A 22,196-nucleotide genomic window follows, 5' to 3' on the forward strand; every position below is an offset into this window, starting at 1 on the left:
TGTTCCGGCATCCGCCGACCCGTGAGAGCAATCAGCGCTGATCTCCCGGACCGGTGGACCCCGGAACAGGTCCGGGGTGGCGGTGTGAATGTTGGGCGTTCCCGTTCTGCAAAAACCTCCTGGCGTGCGAAGAGCGAGACGTTCAGTTCGCGATCGTGGCCTCGCCCGCGATCGGCAGCGATACAGCCGGTCCGGCCGGAGCCGCCGCACCAGTGCCGATGCGGCCGGGCTTGGGCGCGACCTTGGCGCCGGGCATTGCCATCTGGTTGCCGGCGATGATCACGCGGTCCTTCACCGTCAGGCCTGACCGCACGACACGCAGGCCATCGACGACTGGGCCGAGTTCAACTGGCTTGGCGGAAACCTGGTTCTGGGCGTCGACCGTCAGCACGATCTTGCGGGCCTGGTCGGTCTGGATCGCGGTGTCGGGCACCAGCAGGGCCGGCGCCTTGCCGCCGCTGGCGAGCCGCATATTGCCGAACATGCCGGGGGTCAGGAAATAATTGGCGTTGGACAGGACGGCGCGGCCACGGATCGTACCCGACCGCTGGTCAAGGCCGTTGTCGGTGAAATCGAGTCGCCCCTTCCAGCGGTGCTCGGTCTCGTCCTGAAGCTGGATCTCGACCGCCGCCGGCGCCGCGCCCGGCTGGCGGGCGCGCTGAGTCTTCAGGTACAGCGCTTCCGATCCGTCGAAGGTGAAGTAGATCGGGTCGAGCGCGTTGATCGTGGTCAGCACCGTGCCGTTGGTGCCTTCGCCGCCCGCCACCTGGTTGCCGGCATCGACCTTGCGGTCCGAGATGCGGCCGGCGATCGGCGCGCGGACCTGAGTGAATTCGACATCGAGCGCGCGGACGCGCACGCGGGCATCGGCCGCGGCAAGCGCCGCCTGTGCCGCCTGCAATTTGGCGCGAAGCGAGTCTACTTCGCCGGCCGAGACCGCCTCGTCGGCGATGAGGCGGGTCGCGCGGCCGAGATCGGCCTGTGCCAGCGCCAGCGCGCTGCGGGCGCTGGCCGCATTGGCCCGGGCCTCGGCCAGTGCCGCGGCGAACGGGCGCGGATCTATGGTGAAGAGCAGCTGGCCCTTCTGGACGATCTCGCCGTCGCGGAAGTGGATGCCGGTCACTTCGCCCGCCACGCGCGGACGGATCTCGACCGTGCGGCTCGGGGCGAAACGGCCGACATAGTCGTCCCATTCGCTGACCTCGCGCACCAGCGGTGCCGCGACCGTTACCGACGCCGGGGGAGGAGCGGCGGCAACGGCCGGGGACTCTTCGGCCAGCTTGGTGCCGGCCGCGGCGACGAGCGCCAGAGGGATAAGCACGATCGCCGCGCGCCGCGTTCGCGACATGCGGTTGAAACCGTCGACGAGCGGTCGCGCGGTCGTGCTTTCGATAGGGGTGATCATGTTCATGCGGCGATCCTTGGATTGGCGTAGATCTGGACAAGGCCGACACGGTCGCCGGTGACGCTCGCCACCAGGGTCTCGGCCTGGGAAAGGGTGAAGCCGGCATCGAGGAACCGGTCGATCTCGGCCTGGGCGACAGCATAGCCGCGGCGCCACGCATGGACCGCGAGCCGGCGCAGTGCCTCAAGCCTGCTATCGGCAAGCCGCGATTTGGCGCCGAAGCCGAACAGGCTTCCCAGCGCGCGCGAAACCCGGCCCGGTTCCTCGAGGCTGGACAGGCTATCGCGGCGCGACACCGCGATGACGCTCCATTCGAGTGCCGAGAAGCCGGTCTCCCCGCTCTCCGTCGCGGCGGCTGACGCCATAGCGCGGCTGCGGACGGGGGCGGCGAACATGTTGTCGATATCGAGATAGGCCATGGCTATTCCCCTTGAAGTTGATTGGCCGCAGGGCGCCGATCGCGAAGACGGATGTCTTCGCGCGCAGATACGCACCGGGCGTGACTGGTCGGCACGGAGCAGCTTGAAGCTGCCCGCCTGGCCGTCCGGAAATGGTGGAGCGCGATCGACCTCAGGCCGGTCGCGGCTGGTTCAGCAGTTCGTCTTGGTCATGGGCGTTTCCCTCCGCCGCTGGCGAGACCGGCGAAGGACCCGCATTCAATACCAATCGGTATATAACCCTATGCTGCGGCGCGTCAAGCGTCTTCTGTACCGCGAGGTATATTTAATTTCAATCAGCGAGTGGGCCAGATCGACAGGCTGGTTTCGACCAATTGGCCGAGCTCCTGGCAAGTCGCGCCGGATCCCGCCTGGACCGAGAGTCCCTGCAGCAGTGCGAAGAGATAACGCACCAGCGCGACCGGCTCGATCGTATCGGGGAGATCGCCCTCGGCCTTGGCCCGTTCGAACCGCGCGATCAGCGCTGCCTCGGACGAGGCGCGACGCTTGACCACTTCGGCCTTGATCGATTCAGCCTCGACGCCGCACGCGCTCACGCTGATCACACCCAGGCAACCGCAGGGATCGCCGGTATTCATCTGCAGCTCGAGCGCGCCGCGCAACAGCCGCTCCGCCACGCCCCGGGCGGTCGACGCGTCGAGTGCGCTGCGCATGTAAGCGAGCTTCTCGCGCTCGTAGAGATCGAGCGCCTTGTGGAACAGCGCTTCCTTGTTGCCGAATGCCGCGTAGAGACTCGGCTTGGTAATGCCCATCTCAGTGGTCAGTTCAGCCATTGACGCACCCTCATAGCCGCGCGTCCAGAATACCCGGAGAGCGGATGCCAGCGCTTCCTCGACGCAGAACTCCCGGGGCCGTCCCTTGATCGGAGCCGGGGCAAGAATCTGTTCCATACCGATCGGTATATAGCGTGCTTTCCGTAAACGTCCAGTGGGCACCCCAGGATCCGGCCAGGATCCGGCCCGCATCCGGCACCGACCGATTTGACAGCCAGTCCTATCCTGCCTAGCAAGTGCAAACGCGAATCACTCGCATTAGCATCAAGCTTAGGGGTTACCGATGATCGAGCAGTCCACCACGCCGCGCGCGGCCATCAGGTCCGGGGCCGCCGTGCTGGCGATCGCCTGGGCGTTGAGCGCCGGCGCGGCCTTTGCCGCGGACGAGGCTCACCCCGGTGACGAGAACAGGGATCTCGTCACCGTCACCGCGACGCGTATCCCGCAACCGGTCGCCAATGTGCCGGCCACCGTCACCGTGATCGACGCGGAGACGATCGCCGACCAGATGGCCTCCGACATCAAGGACCTGGTCCGCTTCGAGCCGGGCGTCAGCGTCCGCCGTGCCCCGAGTCGCTTCGGCGCGGCGCAGGGCGTCACTGGGCGCGACGGCAATGCCGGCTTCAATATCCGCGGGCTCGAGGGCAATCGCGTGCTGATCCAGGTCGATGGCGTGCGCGTGCCTGACGGCTTCGAATTCGGGGCGCAGTCGGCCGGGCGCGGCGATTATGTTGATCTCGGCGTGATCAAGTCGGTCGAGATCCTGCGCGGCCCGGCATCGGCGCTCTACGGCAGCGACGGCCTCGCCGGTGCGGTCAGCTTCGTGACCAGCGACCCGCAGGATTTCCTGAGCGGCGGCAAGTCGATCGGCGGCATCGCGCGTGCCGCTTATGATTCGGCCGACAACCAGTTCTCCGAAACCGGCATCGTCGCCGGCGCTTCGGGCGCCTGGTCAGGCATGGTCGCCTATACCCGACGCGACGGGCATGAGCTCGACAACAAGGGCACGAACGAATCGCCCAACGCGAGCCGTACCGCGCCGAACCCGCAGGACGCTTTCTCCAACGCGTTGCTGGCCAAGATCGTGTGGTCGCCCGATGACCATAACCGGGTCCGTCTGACTTATGACCATCTCGACGCTCATGTCCGCACCGATGTGCTAAGCGGTATTTCCGCCGCGGTGCCGGTACCCGGGAACGGCGTGATTGGCCTGAAGGCGAGCGATCGCACGCGACGCGACCGGGTCAGCCTCGACTGGCGCTATACCGGCACGGGCGCGATCGCTTCGGCGCAGGTGACGGGCTGGTATCAGGACGGCGAGAACCGGCAATTCACCGCCGAGGATCGCAACACCAGCCCCGATCGTACCCGGCTCAACACCTTTGCGAACCGGGTCTTTGGCGCCAGCGCGGAACTGCGCAGCGATTTCGCCACCGGCCCGCTGACCCACAGGCTGGTCTATGGCGGCGACGTCAGCTTCACGCGACAGCAGGGTGAGCGCGACGGCACGGTGCCGACACCGCCGGACGTCTTTCCGACCCGCGCTTTCCCGATCACGGATTACACGCTGGCCGGCGGTTACGTCTCGGACGAGATCGGCATTGCCGATGGCGTGCTGACGCTGTTCCCGGCACTGCGCTTCGACCATTACAGCTTGAATCCCAAGCACGATCCGTTGTTGTCCGGCTTCGCCGTGGCGAAGCAGAGCGATTCGCGCGTCTCGCCCAAGTTCGGGGCGGTCGTGCGACCCGTCGAGGGCGTGCGCCTGTTTGCCAACTATGCGCGCGGCTTCAAGGCGCCGTCGCCAACCCAGGTGAACCAGTTCTTCCAGAACCTGTCCCAAGGCTACACCTCGATTCCCAACCCCAATCTTCGACCGGAAACGAGCGAAACCTGGGAAGGCGGGCTGAAGGTCGGCAGCGGCCCGATCCGCGCTGAGGTCACCGGGTTCACCGGGCGATACAAGGATTTCATCAGCCAGGAAGTGGTGGGCGGGGCCTTCACCCCCGCCAATCCGGCGGTCTTCCAGTTCATCAACCTCAATCGCGTCAAGATCGAGGGTGTCGAGGGCAAGATCGAGGCACGCAGCGGCGGTTTCAGCGGCCGGCTCGCGGTCAGCTATGCCAAGGGAACGGTCACTGGCACCGGCGGCGTAAAGTCGCCGCTGTCCACGATCGATCCGGTCAAGCTGGTCGGCGGCGTCGGCTATGATGCGCCTGACCGGCGTTTCGGCGGCCAGCTCATTGCGACTCATTCGGCGCAGAAGCCGCTATCCGCGACGACTTACGTCGGCACGACCGGCCCTGCGAGCATCTGTACCGGCATCGGCGGCTGCTTCCGCCCCGGCGGCTTCACCATCCTCGACGCGACCGCCTATGTGAAAGTCGGTGATATCGTCACCGTCCGGGCCGGCATCTTCAACATCTTCGACCGTAAATATGCCTGGTGGAGTGATGTCCGCGGCCTTGCCGCCAGTTCGGCCGTCACCGACGCCTATACCCAGCCGGGCCGCAATGCGAGCGTATCGCTGACGGCCCGCTTCTAACCAGCTTTCCTCTCCCCGCTTCCCTCTCCCACCGTCTCCGGGAGGGGGCTGGGGAGAGGGGCAGTCGCACCCACCGGTCTTGCCCCTCCGGGACTGTCCCTCTCCCCGATTTTTTCGATATCCGAAAGGAGCCGATGCTCATGAAGACCGCATTCCGCCTGGCGCTCGCCGCCGCCCTCATCACCCTGCCGCTCGCTGCCCCGGCGCTTGCCGACGGGCCAGTCGCGACGCGTAGCGCCGCCGACGAAAAGGCCGCCTTCGATGCCGATCGTGCATCGATCCTGGCCATGGCCGGCAACTACAAGGTCACCTTCGACATGCGCGAGACCACGCCGTGGCGCGCCGACTACACGCCGATCCCGGCCAAGATTTCCAGCGGGCATGAAAGCGTCCGGGTGATCGAGGACAGCGGCCGCCATATCGTGCTGCAGCACCTGCTCGTCGTCACCAGCGAGGGCAAGACCATGGTGATCAAGCATTGGCGGCAGGACTGGAGCTTCGAGCCGGCCTCGGTCCTCGTCTATGCCGGCCAGGGCCGGTGGAACGAGGAGGCGGTGCCTGAGCGGATGCGCAAGGGCCGCTGGTCGCAGACCGTGTGGCAGACCGACGATTCCCCGCGCTATGGCGGCTGGGGCGAATGGACCGAGGAAGGCGGCGTGCGGCGCTGGCGCAGCAACTGGACCTGGCGCCCGCTCGCCCGCCGCGATGCGATCCGCCACCCGCGCTACGACCGCTATCTCGGGATCAACCGCCATTCGCCGTCGCCGGCCGGCTGGATCCACTGGCAGGACAATATCAAGATGGGGCTGGTCGACGGCAAGGTCGTGCCGTTTGTCCAGGAATCGGTGCTCAACACCTATGCCAAGGACGATGCGTATGACGTGAAGGCGGGCGACGACTATTGGGCCGCGACGAAGGACTATTGGGCCGCCATCCGGACTGCCTGGGATGCGGCGATCGCCAGGGACAAGGGCGTGTCGGTCGCCGAAGTGGCTGAAACCGGTTCCGCCTCGGGCGAGCGGCTGATGGGCTATGCCGACGACGTGCAGGCGAAGAAGCTGACGACCGCGGCGGCAATCGACAAGGGCAAGGCGGTGATCGCCGAGGTGACGAAGCAGTAGGGCGCTTTACTTCCTGCCGTCATGACTTTCCGTCGTCATGCCGGACTTGCTCCGGCATCCATGCTTCCGCGAGCGTAACCGGCGTTGCGTTTGCGGAACGATGGACCCTGGAACAAGTCCGGGTGGTCTTGTGATAGCTGGTGGAAATTGCATTTGTGACCTCAGCGGCCCGTTGCATTGTCACCCCGGTTCCGAAAACGCCTTATCTCGGTATCCACGAAACCGGCAGCAACTCATTCTTCCAAACCTGCGGTCAGTCGAACTTGGAGGTCGGACCCGACGCGGCGAAAACCGAGCAGTCGCGCAGCGGAGCGAATTAGGTCTGCATCGGCTCCTCCCGCATTATCGCCCCGAGCAATGGCCAATGCGCCTCGAATTTCGAGCATCGAAATCGCATCAGCTTTAAGCGTAGCGCCATATTCTTCGCTGCGGTCACGCACTGGCGGTTCGTCCCGCTGCGCGGAGGTAAACCAAAAATCATTGTCGCTGCGCAGTTCAGACGAGATGCGAGCCTGACCTACGAGGGCTTGTCGGGCCACAGCGAGAATGCGTCGCCCAGCTTTTTCGCGCCCGAAGCATGCTGCGATTCGACGCGCAACCTCCTCGATACAAATCGGCCCTTCGACTTCGACAATGCGCTTAGCCAACGGTCCCAGTGTCGCCATAGAAACCTCATGCGGTTCTAGGTGGCTGCTCACCGGGAAGTGCGCGCGGATATAGGCAGGCATCTTACGTTCGACGCTTGGCGGCACCACGAATGTTTCAACAATCGGCGGGCCTGCGTCATCCGAAACCGGACGCGCAACGTTTGCACCATTAATGCGAACGCCAGACGTGTCATCGCGCGCTTCCGCGAGTACCGCCCGCAACCGCTCAATCTCAGCGCGACGATTGTAGAACCAATCGGTACTCCAAATGCGATGAAAGCGCCAACCAAGGTGCTCCAGTACATCTTGGCGCAGCCTGTCCCGCTCACGCGCCCACAGGGCGGAGTGATAGGTTGCGCCATCGCACTCGACCGCGAGCAAGTAGGTGCCGGGCTTGTCGGGGTGGCGTACACCTATATCGATACGGAAGCCTGCCGAACCGACCTGCGGGTCTGCGAGGAAACCAAACGATCGAATTACGTCGGCAACATCTTCCTCGAACGGCGTATCAGCAGGTTCGCCAGTAACGACCGCATCGTCGAGCTTGCCCGATTTGGCGAACTCCAGAAAACGTCGAAGGATGCGCGGCCCCTCACGCGAGACTCGGCTCGCATCAATGTCACCGGGATCGAAGGAAGCAAAAACCTCGCACCTGATCCGAGCGCGAGTGAACAGCACGTTTAGTCGGCGTTCACCGCCTTCACCGTTGACCGGACCAAAGCTCATGCTGGTCAACCTTCCGCCAGCGATCGTCGGACCATAGCCTACGCTGACTAGAATCACGTCCCGTTCGTCGCCCTGCACGTTCTCGATGTTCTTCACGAACAGGTCTTCCGATTGGCCCTCGCGAAGAAAGGTATCGAGCGCGCCGTCAGTGCGGCGGGCGAGTTCGAGTAGTTCCGTGATTGTATTTTTCTGCGCAGATGAGAACGTTACGATGCCGAGAGAAAGATCAGGGTTTGCGCGCGCATGCTCGGAAACGCGCTTGATGATTGCCTCGCCCTCCCGCCGATTGTCGCGTTTGCCGCCCTTGTCATAAACACCATCGACCTTGGTGAAGATCAGCCCATAGGCAGGGTCTTCCTGTAGCGGCGATGGCGGGAGTATCAGTCCGTCTTCATAAAATTCGCGATTGGAAACTCGGATCAAAGAAGGATCGCGGGACCGATAGTGCCATTGCAACATACGCGACGAGAGACCGCGAGCCTCGCACAGCGATAGGATGCTTTCCAACGATCCCAGAGCTGCGGCGCCTCCCAACAGATTCTCTTCGCCTTCCTCATCCTCTTCATCGTTTTCGCCATCGTCGGCGACCAATCGGTCAAAGAAGGAGGATGGTGGCAATTGTTTCTGATCACCCACAACAACAATCTGCCGCGCCCGCGCGATTGCACCAAGCGCATCTTCTGGACGCACCTGGCTTGCTTCATCAATCACCAGCAAATCAAAACTGAGTCGTCCCGGCGTGAGGTACTGAGCCACCGAAATCGGACTCATCAACAGGACCGGCTTGATCCGTTGGAGTGCAGCCGGTGCCTGCTCAAACAACCGTCTCAGCGCTATGTGCGCGCGCCTCTTGCCGATCTCTCCCCTTACGATCTTCATCTCACCAAATGCGCCTTGCGGCACCTGCCCCAGATGCCCTGCGAGGATCGTGGTCACATTCTCTTTCAATCGCTTACGCTCAAGGCCGGCAAACTCTTGGGCAAGCGCATGCCGGTTAAGGTTTCCGATCTCCTTCAGTTCAGGCCATGCTGAAATAGCATCGCGCCAGAGTCTTTCAGCCCGCGCGAACTTCAATTCGATGACGGCGGCATTGCCATCGAGCGCACTGCCAGCAACGCGTGCTGCAAGGGCGGCCACCCCGCCAGCCGCCAGCCGATTTTCCAATCTGCGCAATCTGGCCCATTCGGCATAGCGATCAACGGAATCGGCCATCGCAGAGAATCTTGCGGTGATATCGATCAGATCGACACCCTCCATTCCACCATCAAATATTTCCGGATCGAGTTGCAAAATTCCGGTGACGCGATCGATCGCGTCTCGCGTCGTAGGCGACTGTCGTTCAAGCGTATCGATCATCGCCTGAAGTGCTGCCGCCGCTGCGCCCAGATCAATGGCTTGTTCGATATCAATTGTTAGCGGGACATCGCGAGCCTTGGAAACCCAACGAGCTATCCCCGCTACTCGCGCGAAGCCGGTTCTCTCTCCACGCCATATCTCGCCAAGCGCCGCGCTCATGAAAGCCTCGTCGTCACCCCAGCGGGTGCGCAACCGCTTCACCTCCAGCAACCGATCAACCAAGTTCACGCGATCAGTTGCGCTTTTGGGTAACTGGATGCGCAACATGCCTCCCAATTGACGGGAGGCACCGCGATACGCTGATCCCCACCTCGCGAAAAACGACCCGGTGCCAGCAACCAACGGTGCACGTATCGAAGCAACTTCGCCATCGAATGCTGGCTCGGTAAATTCTGCCGCTTCCGTATCGCGAAGTTTGCGCCAAGCCGTCGCCGTATCCAAAGCTTCAGTGAGGCGCGCCGGATCAGAGGTGCGCGAGATTGCGCTTGCAAGCGCGGCTTCACCTTCGGGAAGACCGATCAACCCGCGCATAGTCTCGACGACACCCGATACCGTCGACAGCGACCGCGCCAGCGGCAAGCGCATAGCGGTCAATGGTCCATCGAGAGCATCACGCAATCCCTGAGCTACCACAGCGGCGGCAGTCAGGTCGCTTTTCAAACGTGCCAGTTCAACGGGCTGTAGCTCAAGCGCTCCGACTCCCCAGAAGGGGTGGGACCGCAATAAACCTAAGGCTTGAAGCAGAGACCCGAACTCAAGAAGATCGTTAGCAAGATCGCGTTCTTGTGCCTTCGGCATTGTAGCCAGCACATCTGCGTCGAAGCTCGGCGTTGGCGCATTCATGCCCATATACCGCGCTTGACGCGCAAGTGCGGAGAATGGCGTTTCACCCGTGGTCGCAATCGGTGCGTGAAGCGCTTCCGCGATCCTGTTCAAGCGGTCCCGCGTTTCCGTCAAAGCAACCGGCCCTTGCGGCATGGCAGGAATGGCTTGTGCAGCGCCAAGCGTCCTTGCGACTTCCGCTAGCACGACCTTCTTATTGGCCGATTTGGAATGCAGTTCGAGGCAAACGTTACGCAGGCCGACTTTGACCAGACGATCGTGAACCACCGAAAGCGCAGCCATCTTTTCGGCGACGAACAAAACGGTTTTGCCCTCTTTGGCGGCCGCTGCGATGATATTGGTGATCGTCTGGCTCTTGCCTGTGCCAGGCGGGCCTTGAACAACTAGGTTTCGTCCCGAACGGACTTCCTCGATCACCCGCGCCTGACTTGAATCAGCATCGACTACGTGGAACATCTTTTCAGGCGGCAGAATGTCGTCAAGGCGGTCATCGGGTCCAAACAGCGGTTGTTCGGAATCGAACCCCTCATACAATAGCCCGCGTGTCAGGGCGTGGCCTTCCAGTGCGTTGTCGGGCCAAGCATCGAGCGCGAGATCGAGATACATCAGCAGCTTAGAAAATGAAAAAAATCCCAGCTGCATCGCATCGCCGTCAATTTTCCATCGCGCGCGCTCGGTAATCACGCCTTCGACCTGCGCATAATAGTCGGAGGGATTCCAATTTTCTCCGACCTCGACCGCGGGAAGCCTGATCCCGAAATCATCCGCCAACCGCTGTTGGAGCGGAAGGTTTGTGATCAAATCCTCATCCCGAAACCTCACATCGTAAGTCGAAGTGCGGGCGTTGCGTACCAGCTCTACCGGCAGCAGGATAAGGGGAGCCTCGCGAGCTACGGTTGAGGTCGTGTCCTCGAACCAAGTCAGGAATCCGAGAGCGAGGTAGAGGATGTTGACGCCTTGCTCTTCCTCAGCCGTTTTCGCTTCACGCGCGATTTTGAGCAGCTTTTTCGCCAGTGCGTCCGGCCCCAATCGCGTTTCCAACTGATTGTCGGTGTAGCGATCGGCGTCCGCCTCCTCGAAATCATCGTTTGCCAAGACAATATCGGGCACGTCATTTCCGCGCCGGGTATCATGTCCCAGCGCTCGAAAACGCATGGCTTTTCCAGACGAAAGGATGGTCCAAACATTGTCCGATCGCTCGTTTGCAATATTGACAACGTTTCCCCGCGTGTTTGCGCGGTTGACGTGCACGAGCCGATTTCGGGTACCAGTTTCTACCAGCCGCTTGCGCGTGTCATCGAACAGCTTTTGGATCGAGCGAGCGCTAGTTGTTTGCACGCCATCGCGATCATATCCGCTATCGCCCAGTAGCGCTTCGTCATGCACGGATTGAAACCTTTCGATATTTCGCGGCGCGGCCAAAGCGGCTGGCAACTAAACGTCTCGCGCTAGAGTGGAGATTGGGAACCGATCTCGGTTCAAACCGCCTTTTTGCCCTCAAGCTCATTGATGCGTGCTTCCAGTAAGGGAGCAAGCTTATAGATGTCTGTCAGGTCGCTGATTAGATTTCGATTTTCACCCTGTCCATCAAATGTCCCGACATACTTCGTTGTCAGACCATTAAAGTGCAATCGCGCCAGCGATTTGCGATTGTTATCATCGAGCAGGACCGCGCAATAGGACTTCGCATCACGCATAATGACACGCTTGGGATCGATCAGCCTCGACGCGATGGCCTGTACGATCCGAAACCCGCTCACCTCTTCTTCGGTCGTAATGATTTCTTCCGCTGACACGACACCCGGGCCTTCATCCAGTTCCGGAACGGTTGAGGCGTTCAAGGCAGATGTAAGACGATCGTTCACATGGTCCCTCACGATCGCCGAAAATGAACTGGCGATCAGGCGCGTGAAATTATCTTTTACCTGCGACGTGACCTGACCTGAATAGACCCGCTTTGCGATCAAGCGGGCAAACTCCTCCGAAGCCGTACCCATCTCGCTTTCCAGTTCTTTGCGAACCAGTGATTCCAGTTTCAGGTTCGACGCTTCGCGGACAATCGCGCCGATATCGAAGCCAGCCTTGGTGAAGCTTTCGAGAATGCGCACATCCGATTTGCGAACGGCATCCAAGCTCAGCGTGAAAAATGGCTGCGTGTCCATTTTGTTCGGCTGCTCAAGGTCGGAGAAGAATTTATAGATCACGCCATTGGTGAGGATCGCAAGCCTCGCATCAGTCACGCTGAAATAGCGAAATAACTGTGACGCATGATTGATCGTGAGATCGCCGGTGGACGGTTTGCATTCAATCAGAATTGAAAGTTTTTTGTCTATGCATATGGCGTAGTCGACCTTCTCGCCCTTTTTTGTCCCCACGTCGGCGGTATACTCCGGGACCACCTCGGACGGGTTGAACACGTCATAACCCAAGAGGTTAATGAACGGCATGACGAGAGCGGTCTTAGCCGCCTCTTCAGTCAGCAAGACTTCCCGGTGCTGTTGAGTTTTTGTAGCCAATTCTGTGAGACGTGTCGCCAAATCCATGCTCTTCCCCCTATCTCTGAGTTAGGAACGTGCATGCAAATCAATCCAAAGGCAATCGAACAACTATTCAGAACGGCGTCGCTCTGCGCTAGCCAGGCGAGTGTGGTAGGGCGGTGTCCATATTCCACTTATCACTATACCCCCCGAAACAAGCCCGGGGTGTCGGGGAGTTACTGGTCGGGGCAATCCCCTTACTCAAGCGATTCCACCAGGTCCTTGGTTTCCTTCAGGCCCAAATGGGTGACATCCCGGGCGAGCTTGATCGCATCGATCTTGCGCCCCGCCGCCATCAGCGCGCGGACCTGTTCCTCCACCTCGGGCGGCAGGGGCAGGGAGGGTGCCGCCATCGAAACTTTGCGCGGGGCCGGCGCGGCTCGATAGGCGGGGGGCTGTCCGCCACCCATCAGCGGATCTCGCCCGCGCGAGGATCGCAGGGCCCAGACGATCAGCAGCAGGAAGACGATGCCGATTGCAACCAGCACGGGAAGGGGAACGAACATCTCTGCTCCAGTGTCGCTGGTGATCGCTTCAAAGCGTACCGGCTATCGACGAGGTGTTAAAGCGCCCTTTGCCGACCGATCATTGTCGTCATGGCGAACTCGGGTACACTGCCCGCATGAAGCGGCTGGCATTCGGTTTTGTCGTGGCGGTCATCTGCTCGCCTTTTCCGGCGGTGGCATGTGTATTTCCGACACCGAGGACCCTTGCCTGGGCATCATGCGCGATTGCTGCGATGCCGAGGCGGGACGCCGCGGCCCTGGCAAAACTGGAAGATCAAATGCAGTCTTCACCGCTGCAATTCGAGCAGGTGACGCGGCGGAAGATTCGAAAATGGACGCCGACGCTGAAACGAGTCTGTGGGTCCTATGCGATGCTTCGCCGAGCGGAAGAACATAGAATGAAGATGCCGGGACCCCGGTTGACCCAGTATGTTCCCGAGAGCCGGGCTGAAGTGATCAGCATCCTGCTGTTGATGCGGCGGCAGAATATCACCGTTGGTTGCGGCGGGTAAGCCGCGTCCGCGTCATCGCCTCACCTGCCAGGTTTGCGACTGCCCTACCGGGTCACCACATCCCCCGAAACGGTCACCCGCTCAAGCACCCGTTCGGCGGGCCAGTAATCGCCGACCGCATAGTGCTGGGTCGAGCGATTGTCCCAGATGCCGATCGCATTCGGCGTCCAGCGGAACCGGACCTGATATTCGGGCACCTTGATCCGCTCGTAGAGCAGGCGGAGCAGTTCCTTGCTTTCCTCCTCCGGGATGCCGAGGATCCGGGTCGTGAAGGTATAGTTGACGTAGAGGATCTTCTCGCCCGTCTCGGGATGGCTGCGCACCACGGGATGAGTCGCTGCCGGGAAATCGCGGGCTAGCTGCGCCCGCTTCTCCTCGCTCACGCGTCCGCCGAAGCTTGCGACGATATCGTGCTCGGCATCGAGATGGGCGATACGCTCCTTCACTGCCTGGGGCAGGCCTTCATAGGCGGCGGCCGTGTCCGACCAGATCGTGTCGCCGCCCAGGGCCGGGAGCAGCCGGGCGCGCAGCACCGAGGCAATCGAGGGGCGTTCGCGAAAGGTCACGTCAGTGTGCCATTTGTTGTACGCCTTGAACGGCGCGAAACTCTCCGCCGTCAGCTGCACGCCCTCGACACCCTTGATCAGCAGCACCTCGGGATAGCCCTCGACGTGCGGAATGACCGGATGGCCCTCAAGCTCGCCGAACAGCCGGCCGAGGCGGAGATGGCTCTCGTAATCAATGTCCTGGTCGCGAAAGAAGATCACCTTGTGCGCCAGCCAGGCCTCGCGCACGATCTCGGCGACGCTGTCGTCGAGCGGATGGTTCAGGCCGATGCCCGATATCTCGGCGCCGATCGTCGGGGTCGACGGCGTGATGACGATCCCGCGCGACGCTGCGCGGTCCTGCAGGTCAGTCCCGATGTTCAAAGCGGTCGCCATGGCGGTCTCCTCTCCATGTTCAATGTCTGCCCTCGCGCAAGGTTGCGCAATGGCCGTGCCTATCCTTCCGGAAATAGCGGTGGTGCCTCGGCGGCGGCGAAGGACAGGGCCGGCGGCTGCATGACGAGCGCGCCCGGCGCGACGTCCTCCGTCACCCACACATTGCCGCCGATCGTCGCGCCGCGCCCGATCCTGACCCGGCCGAGGATCGTCGCGCCGGCATAGACCACCACATCGTCCTCGACGATCGGATGGCGTGCGAAACGCTCGCGCACGCTATGGCCGTCCTCCGGCGGCAGACGCCGCGCGCCAAGCGTGACATGCTGGTACAGCCGTACGCGCGCGCCGATGATCGTCGTCTCGCCGATCACCACGCCAGTGCCGTGGTCGATGAAGAAGCTCGGCCCGATCGTCGCGCCCGGATGGATGTCGATGCCGGTCCGGCTATTGGCGATCTCGGAAATCACCCGCGCGACCAGCGGCGCTCCGAGCTCGAAGAGCTGGTGCGCCAGCCGGTGGTACATCACCGCCGCCGCGCAGGGGTAGCAGATCAGGATCTCGTCGACGCTGCGCGCCGCCGGATCTCCCTGGAAGGCAGCGGCCACGTCGCTGTCGATCAGCCGGCGTATCTCGGGCAACGCCGCGGCGAACAGGCGGACGATGATGTCGCCATGGTCGCAGTCGAACCGGTCGCCGGTCTCGGCTTCCCAATAACGCAGCTCGCGCCCGATCTCCGCCTCGAGCAGACCAAAGGCCTGTTCGAGGCGGAGCCGGACGAAGACATCCTCGGTCGTGCCCTCGAAATGGCCGAGCCGCTGCGGGAACAGCGCCGCCTCAAGATGTTCAAGCATGAACTCGAGCGCGACGCGCGAGGGGAAACGGGTCGTACCGGCATTGGCGTGGCGCTGGTGCGCGGCGCGCCAGTCCCGCCTGGCCGATGCCAGGCCGAGCACGACGGCGTCGAGCGGATCGTTGGCCATCAGCATCACGGGAAGGTCGCTGGTGTCGAGGGCATGATCACGCCGACCTGCCTGCCATAATCGTCCCAGGCGGCGGCGAGGGCGGCGACGCGTTTCGGGTCCTGCTTCGCCAGGTCGCGCGTCTCGCCCGGATCTTTCGCGACATCGAACAATTTCCAGCCGTCGCCGAGATTGACCGCCTTCCAGTCGCCCTGGCGGATCGCCCGCCTGCCGAACAACTCGCTGCCGACATGCTCGTCGGGCGCGTGGACCCGTTCCGCCCTGCCGGTCAGATAGGGCTGCCAGCTTGCCCCGCGCACCGGCTGCACCGTACGCCCGGCATAGGTCGCGCCCCGCCAGTCGCCGCCCGCCGCCTCGACCAGCGTGGGTACGACATCCATGACGGTGCCATAGATGTTGCTCACCCCGCGCCGCACGCCGCCGGGCCAGTCGATGAACGCGGCGACGCGGGTGCCGCCTTCGGTGGTGTAGCCCTTGTAGAGCCAGGACGGTGCGGTCGCCGCCTGCGCCCAGCCCGGACCATAGCCGATATAGGAGGTCGGCCTGCCGTAATTGGCCAGGCTGTTGTCGGCGGCTTTCACCCGCTCGCTGAGGCCGGGAATCTCGGCGGTGGCGACGTCGAGTCCCTCGGCGCCATTGTCAGCGGTGAACAGGATGATCGTGTTGTCATATTGCCCGGTCGCCTTGAGATGGGCGATCACCCGCCCGATATTCTGGTCCATCCGGTCGACCATCGCGGCATAGACCTCCATCGCCCGCGACTGTTCGAGCTTCTGGTCTGGCGTCAGGCTTGCCCAATCCCTGCCTTTCTTGAGCTGGAGCGGGTGCGCCGCGACATTGGCCGGGACCAGCCCGAGCTGCTTCATCCGCGCAAGGCGCTGCTCGCGCAGCACCTCGAACCCGGCATCATATTTGCCGCGATAGCGCGCGATATCCTCTTCAGGCGCCTGGAGCGGCCAGTGCGGGGCGGTGAAGGTGAGATAGGCGAAGAAAGGCCTGGTCTTGTCAGCCTTGCCGAGGAACTCGATCAGCTTCGAGGCATAGGTGTCTGACGAATAGAAATCGGCTGGCAGGGCGGTCAACTGCTGGCCATTCTCCCAATAGGTCGTGCCCTTGTCGCCTGGCGCTTTCGACAGGTCGAGGCCATAGTGGTTGCCGCCCCCCTGGGCGAGGTCGAAGCTCTGCTCGAAGCCGCGCCGCGCGGGGCTGTCCTCGGGCCGGGTGCCGAGATGCCATTTGCCCGACATCAGCGTTGCATAGTTCAGGTCGCGCAGCCGTTCGGCCAGGCTGACGACGTCTGCGGGCAGATAGCCTTCATAGCCGCGCTGCCCCTTCTGATTGGGCGCGAGCAGTTCGGCCATGTTGCCGAGGCCGGCCAGATGATTGTCGGTGCCGCTCATCAGCATCGACCGGGTCGGGGAGCAGGTCGGGGCGCTGTGCCAGCCGGTCAGCTTCAACCCGCGCGCGGCAAGCGCGTCGAGGTTCGGCGTGCGGATCTCGCCGCCGAACGCGCCGACATCCGAATAGCCGAGATCGTCGGCGACGATGATCAGGATGTTGGGCCTGGCCGGCTCCGGCGCTGCCGCTTCCAGCGGCGCCGGGGTGGTGCCGCCGTGAAGGAGGAGAAGCGGTGCCATCGCGACGATCGCGGCGGAGAGGATGGTGTAACGTTTCATTGGCTCGGCTTTCTCCCTTCCCGCTTGCGGGGAGGGGGCAGGGTAGAGGGGCGGTCCGGGGAGGAGGGGCCAGTGTGTCTCACTGCCCGTCTCCCCTGCCGTCTCCCCGCAAGCGGGGAGAGGGAGACTTGAGCTCACTCGGCCGCCAAGAGTTCCGGCTCGGGCTTCAGCACGCGGCTATGGTTGCCGTCCACGCCGACCGGCACCGATCCGGCGATCGTCGCGCGGCGCAGCAGCCGGGCCTGTTTCGCGAAATCGGCGATCGCCCGGTGCTGGGTCGCGCGATTGTCCCAGATCGCCACGTCGCCCGGCGTCCAACGCCAGCGCACCGTGTTCTCCGGCTTCGTGATATGATCCTGCAACAGGCCGAAGATCCGGGCGAAATCGTCGCGGTTCAGCCCGACGAACGACTTCACGAAATTGCCCAGCAGCAGGACGCGTTCCTGAGTCTCGGGGTGGATATGCACGACCGGATGCTCGGTCTCGTAGACGGTCGAGGCGAAGACCTCGCGGTGACGCCTGATCTGGTCGTTCGAGGCCTCGGGCCGGCTCGCCGCATAATCATAGGCGTTGGTGTGCACGGCGCGGAGTCGCTCAACCAGCGCCTTGAGCGGCGCGGGAAGGCTGGCATAGGCCGCCGCTCCGTTGGCCCATAGGGTGTCGCCGCCGGCGGGCGGGATGGTCAGCGCGCGCAGGATCGAGGCCGAGGGGAAGGCCGGCAGAAAGGTGATGTCGGTGTGCCAGGCGGAGGCGGCCTCGCCTTCCTTCGAATTGAGTTCGAGCAGGAAGCGCGATCCTTCGGCCACCGGCACGGTCGGGTGGGCGAGCGGTTCACCGAGCCGGGCGGCGAAGGCTTCGTGCGCCGCGTCGTCCAGATGAGTTTGGTCGCGGAAGAAGATCACCTTGTGCCGCACCAGCGCGGCGCGGATCGCGGCGACGATATCGTCATCCAGGTCTCCGCTGAGGCGCACGTCGCGGATCTCGGCGCCGATCCGGCCACCCACCGGCACGATGTCGAGCGGGCCGTCGGCATCGGCGACATTGTCGAAATGATGGATCAGGGCAGTCATGGCATATCTCCTTCAGGCAGTCTTGGCGGTGGGGGAGGAATGTTCGGCATCGAGCGCGCGGCGGACCTCGCGGTAGGCGGCCTCGTCGAGCGGGAAACGCCAGATCAGGGCGGCGGCGATGATGTGCGCGAGCGCGGGGCCGAGCGCGAAAGTGTATTTCAGTGCTTCGAGCGATCCGGGCGCGCTCGCCGCCTTGGGGTCGAAACCGAACCAGGCGACCAGCGGCAGGGCAAGGCCGATGCCGAGGGCGGGACCGAGCTTCGCCGACAGGCTGAACACCGAATAGAACAGGCCGGTCCGCTCGTGCCCGGTCTTCAGCCGGTGCGCGTCGGCGACATCGCCGACCATCGCGCGCAGCATCAGGTTGCCGGAACCCTGGGTCAGGCCCTGCGCCACGGTGAGCGCGATCATCAGGCCGAGCATCCCGGGGAAGACGAAGACCAGCCCGATATTGATCGCCGCCTGGGCGAGCTCGCCCACGATGGCGGTCTGGCGCTTGCCCAGCCCGTAGCCGATACGCAGCCAGATCGGACCGGCCAGCACGCCGAAGATGAATTGCAACAGGTAAAGGCCGCTCGCCCAGGCGGGCAGGCCCATATAGTTGACCGCGAAGAACACGATCAGCCCGGCGCGGATGCTCTGCCCGGCGGTCACCGCGACGTCGGAGGCGAGCACGCGGAGCAGCAGGCCGTCGGAGAGGATGACCTTCGCCGTCGCCCAGAAGCCGGCCCGAACCGGCGGCGTATCGGGCAGAGGCGGCTCGCGAAAGGCGAGCAGGCTGGCGAACAGCGCCGGGATCAGCGTGACGATGATGAAGCCGCCGACTACCTGTAGTTTCAGCCCGCCATCGCCCGGCCTGACCTGGTCGAGCAGCGTCGGCAGCACCAGCACGAGCAGCAGCCCGATCGAGCGGAGGGTGAGTTGATAGGTCACCACCCGGGTGCGGCCGTGATAGTCGCGGTCGATCTCCCCCGCCCAGGCGGAGAAGGGAATCTCGATCATCGTCCAGCCGAGATAGAAGACGAACAGGACGAGCCCGAGATACAGCGGCCCGACCAGAGCCGACGGCGGGAAGAACAGCAGCGCCGAGCCCAGCCCGAACAGCACGCCGCCCGCCGCGATCCAGGGGCGTCGCCGCCCGAAGCGGCTGCGCGTGCGGTCGCTGAGCACGCCGACGATCGGGTCCGACGCCACGTCCCAGAGGCGGCCGAGCAGGAAGATGAAGCCGATCGTGGCCAGCGATATGCCGAAATGCGTCGCGTAGAGTTGCGGCACGAAGATCGCGAGCGGCAGCCCGGCCCCCGCGATCGGCACCGCCATCGACGCGAAGCCGATCAGCCTGAGCGCGGCAGGGCGATCCGATGCAAGGGCTGCCTTGGCGGGAACCGGGAAATCGTGGAAGGCGAGCGTTGCCATGGACCCTCAGATCCTCACGCGGAAGGTGGCGCCAGCGGTGCGGGGATCGCCCAGATTGGCGGTGATCACACCGCTGGCGACGATCGACAGGGTCTGGAAATAATCCTTGTCGAAGATGTTCTTGGCCCAGACCGACAGGTCGTAACGCCCGCCATCGAGGCGCACGCCGATGCGCGCGTTGCCGATCCCGTAGGAGGGCACGAGCGAGAAGCGGCTGTCGCTGACCGCGGTGTAGAAGGACGATCGCCAGCTATAGTCGGCATGGCCGTACAACTCGGTGCCGCCGCCCAGCGGCCGGCGGAAATCGCCGCCGCCGGTGAAGGTCCATTTCGGCACGCCCGCCAGCGGCTTGCCGGACAGGTCGGTCGAGGGGGAGATGTTGCTCGTCTCGACCGGCGTCGGGCCCTTTGGGTAGCTCACATAATAGGCGTCGGTATAGGCGCCCGACAGGTTGAGGCTGATCTTGCTGGTAATTGCCCAGACCGCATCCGCCTCAACGCCGCGCGACCGCGCGAGCGGGATGTTGGTGATGTAGTTGCGGAAATTGGTGGTGCTGGGGATCTGCTCGGTGATCGCCGTCTGATAGTTGGCGACATCGGTCCAGAAGGCGGCGGCGTTCAGCGTGAGCGCGCGGTTGAAGAGCTGGCTCTTCACGCCGACCTCGTAATTGTCGACCTTCTCCGGCGCGACCACCGCGCTGACGCCGGCCGGGAGGTTGGAGAGGTTGAGCCCGCCCGACTTGTTACCGCGCGAATAGCTCGCATAGAGCAGCACGTCGTCGGTCGCCTTCCAGCTCAGCGTGGCCAGGCCGGACAGGCTGTCGTCGCTGGTCTCGGCGGTATAGGCGGTGACCGGGTTGAGCTGGTTGCGCAGCGCCTGCGCCGCTGTCCGCTGCGCCTGGGTCAGCCCGGCCAGCGAAAGCCCCGCGACCTGTTGCTGGGCAAAGCCGCCGACCTTCTTCTCATGCGTATAGCGCAGGCCGGTGGTCAGGCTGAGGGCATCGCTGATATGCCAGACGGTCTGGCCGAACAGCGCGTAGCTGCGCGTCACCGGTGTCGATTGCGATTGCGCCTCGAAGCCGTTGACGGCTGCGTTGGTCGCGACCGGGTCCGCCGCATATTGTGCGGGGAACAGCCATTTGGGCGCTGCCGATCCATAGGCGGATGACCCATAGCCACGGATGATCTGGTAGAAATAATAGGCGCCGACGACATAGTCGATCCTGTTGGTGCCGTTCGAGGCGAGGCGCAGTTCCTGGCTGAACTGGCGCTGGTTGTTCTGTTGCTGGCTCTTCAGATTGACCGGCAGGGCGGTGTAATCGGCATCGTTCGCCGGGAACCAGTTCCACTGGCGGCTTGCCGTGACCGAGGTGAGCGTGACCGGCCCGACATCCCAGTCGAGCTGGCCCGATACGCCCCAGGTATCCATGTTCGCCTGGAAATTCGCCTCCGCGTCGGTGACGCGGGCGAAGGGCGTGAAGGGCAGCGGCGTGTAGCCCGCGCGATTGACCCGATCGATGAAGTTGTTCGCGATCGGCGCCCCATTGTCATATTTCGTGATGACCCCGGCAATCAGCGGGATGCAGCAATTCTGTTTCTGCTTGCCGTAATCGGCGATGATCCGCGCGGTCAGGTTGGGCGTGGGAGTGATCAGCAATTGCCCGCGCGCGGTGAAATTGTCGAAATCATGGACCTTCCTGCCCGTCGTGATGTTGCTGATGAAGCCATCGCGATGCGTGTCGCTGATGCTGATCCGGGCGGCGACCAGATTGTCGATCAGCCCGCCGCTGATCGATCCGCGGACCTGGTGGAAACCGTAATTGCCGCCGGTCGCTTCGCCGAAGCCCTGCAGGTCGAAGGTCGGTGCCTTGCTGGTGATGTTGATCGCGCCGGCAGTGGTGTTCTTGCCGAACAAGGTGCCCTGCGGTCCGCGCAGCACCTCGATCCGGTCGAGATCGACCAGCTCGAACTGGCTCTGGCCGAGGCGGCCGTAATAGACTTGGTCGATATAGATGCCGACGCCGTTCTCCAGCCCGTCATTGGTGAGTGCGACGTTGGAACCGAGGCCGCGGATGTTCACATTGGTGTTGCGCGGGTTGAAGCTGAAGACCTGCAGGCTCGGCACGCTCTGCTGGATCGTACCGAGCGTATAGTCGCCCCGGGCGCGCAGGCTTTCCTCGCTGACCACGCTGAGCGCGATCGGCACGTCCTGGGCGCGTTCCGACCGGCGCCGTGCGGTGACGACGACGTCGTCGGCCGCCTCGTCAGTCGCGGTCGCGTCGTTGCTGGCAAGGTGCTGACCGTCCAACGCCGTCTGTGCGGTCGCGGGCTGGGCGAGCAGCGCCAATGGCGCGGCGCCTGCGAGCGCAACGAAACGGAAATGCCGGCCTGAATCCATGTTTGTCATACCCTTTTCATGTTCGATCCGCGAACGGCACAGCTCTCCGTTCCCGGAATCAATCGACACCGAGGCTAAAGATGCAACAATAGGCCGCGCGGACCGCGCGTTATAAGCTATTGATCAAGAACCGGTCCTTCAGGACCTATTGTTGTTCAAGCAATTCCAGATGGCAGGTGAAAGCAATCGCTGCGCATATTCGCGGGCTCCTTGCCGAGTTACGGGCCGTGGTCGATCAGGCAATATGATCATGCTGATCGAACGACTCATACCCTATCGATTCGATA

General features: G+C 63.3%; 15 protein-coding genes. 3 read left to right on the top strand and 12 right to left on the bottom strand.

Going from position 1 to position 22,196, the window contains the following annotated elements; all coding sequences use genetic code 11:
• Positions 1-142: 142 nt before the first annotated feature.
• The 3 genes from NDN01_RS24310 to NDN01_RS24320 all read right to left on the bottom strand — a co-directional run bounded on the left by NDN01_RS24310 (position 143) and on the right by NDN01_RS24320 (position 2,753).
• The gene (locus NDN01_RS24310) at positions 143-1,411 is read right to left on the bottom strand and encodes an efflux RND transporter periplasmic adaptor subunit (RefSeq protein WP_272624793.1); all 1,269 of its coding nucleotides are present in this window, start codon (positions 1,409-1,411) and stop codon (positions 143-145) included.
• Positions 1,408-1,824 (bottom strand): hypothetical protein, encoded by a 417-nt coding sequence (locus NDN01_RS24315; protein ID WP_272624794.1) that lies wholly within the window; start codon positions 1,822-1,824, stop codon positions 1,408-1,410. Before NDN01_RS24315 ends, NDN01_RS24310 begins: the two co-directional genes overlap by 4 nt.
• Positions 1,825-2,138: 314 nt before the next feature.
• Positions 2,139-2,753 (bottom strand): TetR/AcrR family transcriptional regulator, encoded by a 615-nt coding sequence (locus tag NDN01_RS24320; RefSeq protein WP_272624795.1) that lies wholly within the window; start codon positions 2,751-2,753, stop codon positions 2,139-2,141.
• A gap of 166 nt (positions 2,754-2,919) precedes the next feature.
• On the opposite strand from NDN01_RS24320, the gene NDN01_RS24325 reads away from it, so the two are divergent.
• Entirely contained in the window at positions 2,920-5,181 is a 2,262-nt protein-coding gene (locus tag NDN01_RS24325) for a TonB-dependent hemoglobin/transferrin/lactoferrin family receptor (protein WP_272624796.1), read from the top strand.
• A 140-nt stretch (positions 5,182-5,321) separates the two neighbouring features.
• Positions 5,322-6,302: a DUF6607 family protein gene (locus NDN01_RS24330; RefSeq protein WP_272624797.1), complete on the top strand. Its 981-nt coding sequence runs from the start codon at positions 5,322-5,324 to the stop codon at positions 6,300-6,302.
• A 233-nt stretch (positions 6,303-6,535) separates the two neighbouring features.
• On the opposite strand, the gene NDN01_RS24335 is transcribed toward NDN01_RS24330, so the two are convergent.
• From NDN01_RS24335 to NDN01_RS24345, 3 genes are all read right to left on the bottom strand, one after another.
• The gene (locus tag NDN01_RS24335) at positions 6,536-11,260 is read right to left on the bottom strand and encodes a DUF3320 domain-containing protein (protein WP_272624798.1); all 4,725 of its coding nucleotides are present in this window, start codon (positions 11,258-11,260) and stop codon (positions 6,536-6,538) included.
• Positions 11,261-11,352: 92 nt separating this feature from the next.
• Positions 11,353-12,417: a type I restriction endonuclease gene (locus NDN01_RS24340; RefSeq protein WP_272624799.1), complete on the bottom strand. Its 1,065-nt coding sequence runs from the start codon at positions 12,415-12,417 to the stop codon at positions 11,353-11,355.
• A 191-nt stretch (positions 12,418-12,608) separates the two neighbouring features.
• Positions 12,609-12,917 carry a ribosomal protein L7/L12 gene (locus tag NDN01_RS24345; RefSeq protein WP_272624800.1) on the bottom strand — a complete coding sequence of 103 codons (309 nt, stop codon included), beginning with the start codon at positions 12,915-12,917 and terminating at the stop codon, positions 12,609-12,611.
• A gap of 116 nt (positions 12,918-13,033) precedes the next feature.
• Between NDN01_RS24345 and NDN01_RS24350 the strand changes: the two genes are divergently transcribed.
• On the top strand, positions 13,034-13,429 hold the full coding sequence (locus tag NDN01_RS24350) for a hypothetical protein (RefSeq protein WP_272624801.1): 396 nt from the start codon (positions 13,034-13,036) through the stop codon (positions 13,427-13,429).
• A 44-nt stretch (positions 13,430-13,473) separates the two neighbouring features.
• Here NDN01_RS24350 and NDN01_RS24355 read toward each other — a convergent pair whose 3' ends face one another.
• The 6 genes from NDN01_RS24355 to NDN01_RS24380 all read right to left on the bottom strand — a co-directional run bounded on the left by NDN01_RS24355 (position 13,474) and on the right by NDN01_RS24380 (position 21,918).
• Positions 13,474-14,370 (bottom strand): TauD/TfdA dioxygenase family protein, encoded by an 897-nt coding sequence (locus NDN01_RS24355; protein WP_272624802.1) that lies wholly within the window; start codon positions 14,368-14,370, stop codon positions 13,474-13,476.
• A gap of 59 nt (positions 14,371-14,429) precedes the next feature.
• The gene (gene epsC / locus NDN01_RS24360) at positions 14,430-15,356 is read right to left on the bottom strand and encodes a serine O-acetyltransferase EpsC (RefSeq protein WP_272628407.1); all 927 of its coding nucleotides are present in this window, start codon (positions 15,354-15,356) and stop codon (positions 14,430-14,432) included.
• Entirely contained in the window at positions 15,356-17,026 is a 1,671-nt protein-coding gene (locus NDN01_RS24365) for an arylsulfatase (RefSeq protein ID WP_272624803.1), read from the bottom strand. Before NDN01_RS24365 ends, epsC begins: the two co-directional genes overlap by 1 nt.
• Positions 17,027-17,160: 134 nt before the next feature.
• On the bottom strand, positions 17,161-18,096 hold the full coding sequence (locus NDN01_RS24370) for a TauD/TfdA dioxygenase family protein (protein ID WP_272624804.1): 936 nt from the start codon (positions 18,094-18,096) through the stop codon (positions 17,161-17,163).
• Positions 18,097-18,108: 12 nt separating this feature from the next.
• On the bottom strand, positions 18,109-19,512 hold the full coding sequence (locus NDN01_RS24375; RefSeq protein ID WP_272624805.1) for an MFS transporter: 1,404 nt from the start codon (positions 19,510-19,512) through the stop codon (positions 18,109-18,111).
• A gap of 6 nt (positions 19,513-19,518) precedes the next feature.
• On the bottom strand, positions 19,519-21,918 hold the full coding sequence (locus tag NDN01_RS24380; RefSeq protein WP_272624806.1) for a TonB-dependent receptor: 2,400 nt from the start codon (positions 21,916-21,918) through the stop codon (positions 19,519-19,521).
• Positions 21,919-22,196: the final 278 nt, after the last annotated feature.

The sequence above is a fragment of the Sphingomonas sp. QA11 genome (genome assembly GCF_028473665.1).
Taxonomy (GTDB): Bacteria; Pseudomonadota; Alphaproteobacteria; order Sphingomonadales; family Sphingomonadaceae; genus Sphingomonas; species Sphingomonas phytovorans.

Excerpts from the sequence above, each read along its gene's own strand:
- NDN01_RS24310 (WP_272624793.1), bottom strand. The coding sequence starts at position 1,411 with ATGAACATGATCACCCCTATCGAAAGCACGACCGCGCGACCGCTCGTC.
- NDN01_RS24315 (WP_272624794.1), bottom strand. The coding sequence starts at position 1,824 with ATGGCCTATCTCGATATCGACAACATGTTCGCCGCCCCCGTCCGCAGC.
- NDN01_RS24320 (WP_272624795.1), bottom strand. The coding sequence starts at position 2,753 with ATGGAACAGATTCTTGCCCCGGCTCCGATCAAGGGACGGCCCCGGGAG.
- NDN01_RS24325 (WP_272624796.1), top strand. The coding sequence starts at position 2,920 with ATGATCGAGCAGTCCACCACGCCGCGCGCGGCCATCAGGTCCGGGGCC.
- NDN01_RS24330 (WP_272624797.1), top strand. The coding sequence starts at position 5,322 with ATGAAGACCGCATTCCGCCTGGCGCTCGCCGCCGCCCTCATCACCCTG.
- NDN01_RS24340 (WP_272624799.1), bottom strand. The coding sequence starts at position 12,417 with ATGGATTTGGCGACACGTCTCACAGAATTGGCTACAAAAACTCAACAG.
- NDN01_RS24345 (WP_272624800.1), bottom strand. The coding sequence starts at position 12,917 with ATGTTCGTTCCCCTTCCCGTGCTGGTTGCAATCGGCATCGTCTTCCTG.
- NDN01_RS24350 (WP_272624801.1), top strand. The coding sequence starts at position 13,034 with ATGAAGCGGCTGGCATTCGGTTTTGTCGTGGCGGTCATCTGCTCGCCT.
- NDN01_RS24355 (WP_272624802.1), bottom strand. The coding sequence starts at position 14,370 with ATGGCGACCGCTTTGAACATCGGGACTGACCTGCAGGACCGCGCAGCG.
- epsC (WP_272628407.1), bottom strand. The coding sequence starts at position 15,356 with ATGCTGATGGCCAACGATCCGCTCGACGCCGTCGTGCTCGGCCTGGCA.
- NDN01_RS24365 (WP_272624803.1), bottom strand. The coding sequence starts at position 17,026 with ATGAAACGTTACACCATCCTCTCCGCCGCGATCGTCGCGATGGCACCG.
- NDN01_RS24370 (WP_272624804.1), bottom strand. The coding sequence starts at position 18,096 with ATGACTGCCCTGATCCATCATTTCGACAATGTCGCCGATGCCGACGGC.
- NDN01_RS24375 (WP_272624805.1), bottom strand. The coding sequence starts at position 19,512 with ATGGCAACGCTCGCCTTCCACGATTTCCCGGTTCCCGCCAAGGCAGCC.
- NDN01_RS24380 (WP_272624806.1), bottom strand. The coding sequence starts at position 21,918 with ATGACAAACATGGATTCAGGCCGGCATTTCCGTTTCGTTGCGCTCGCA.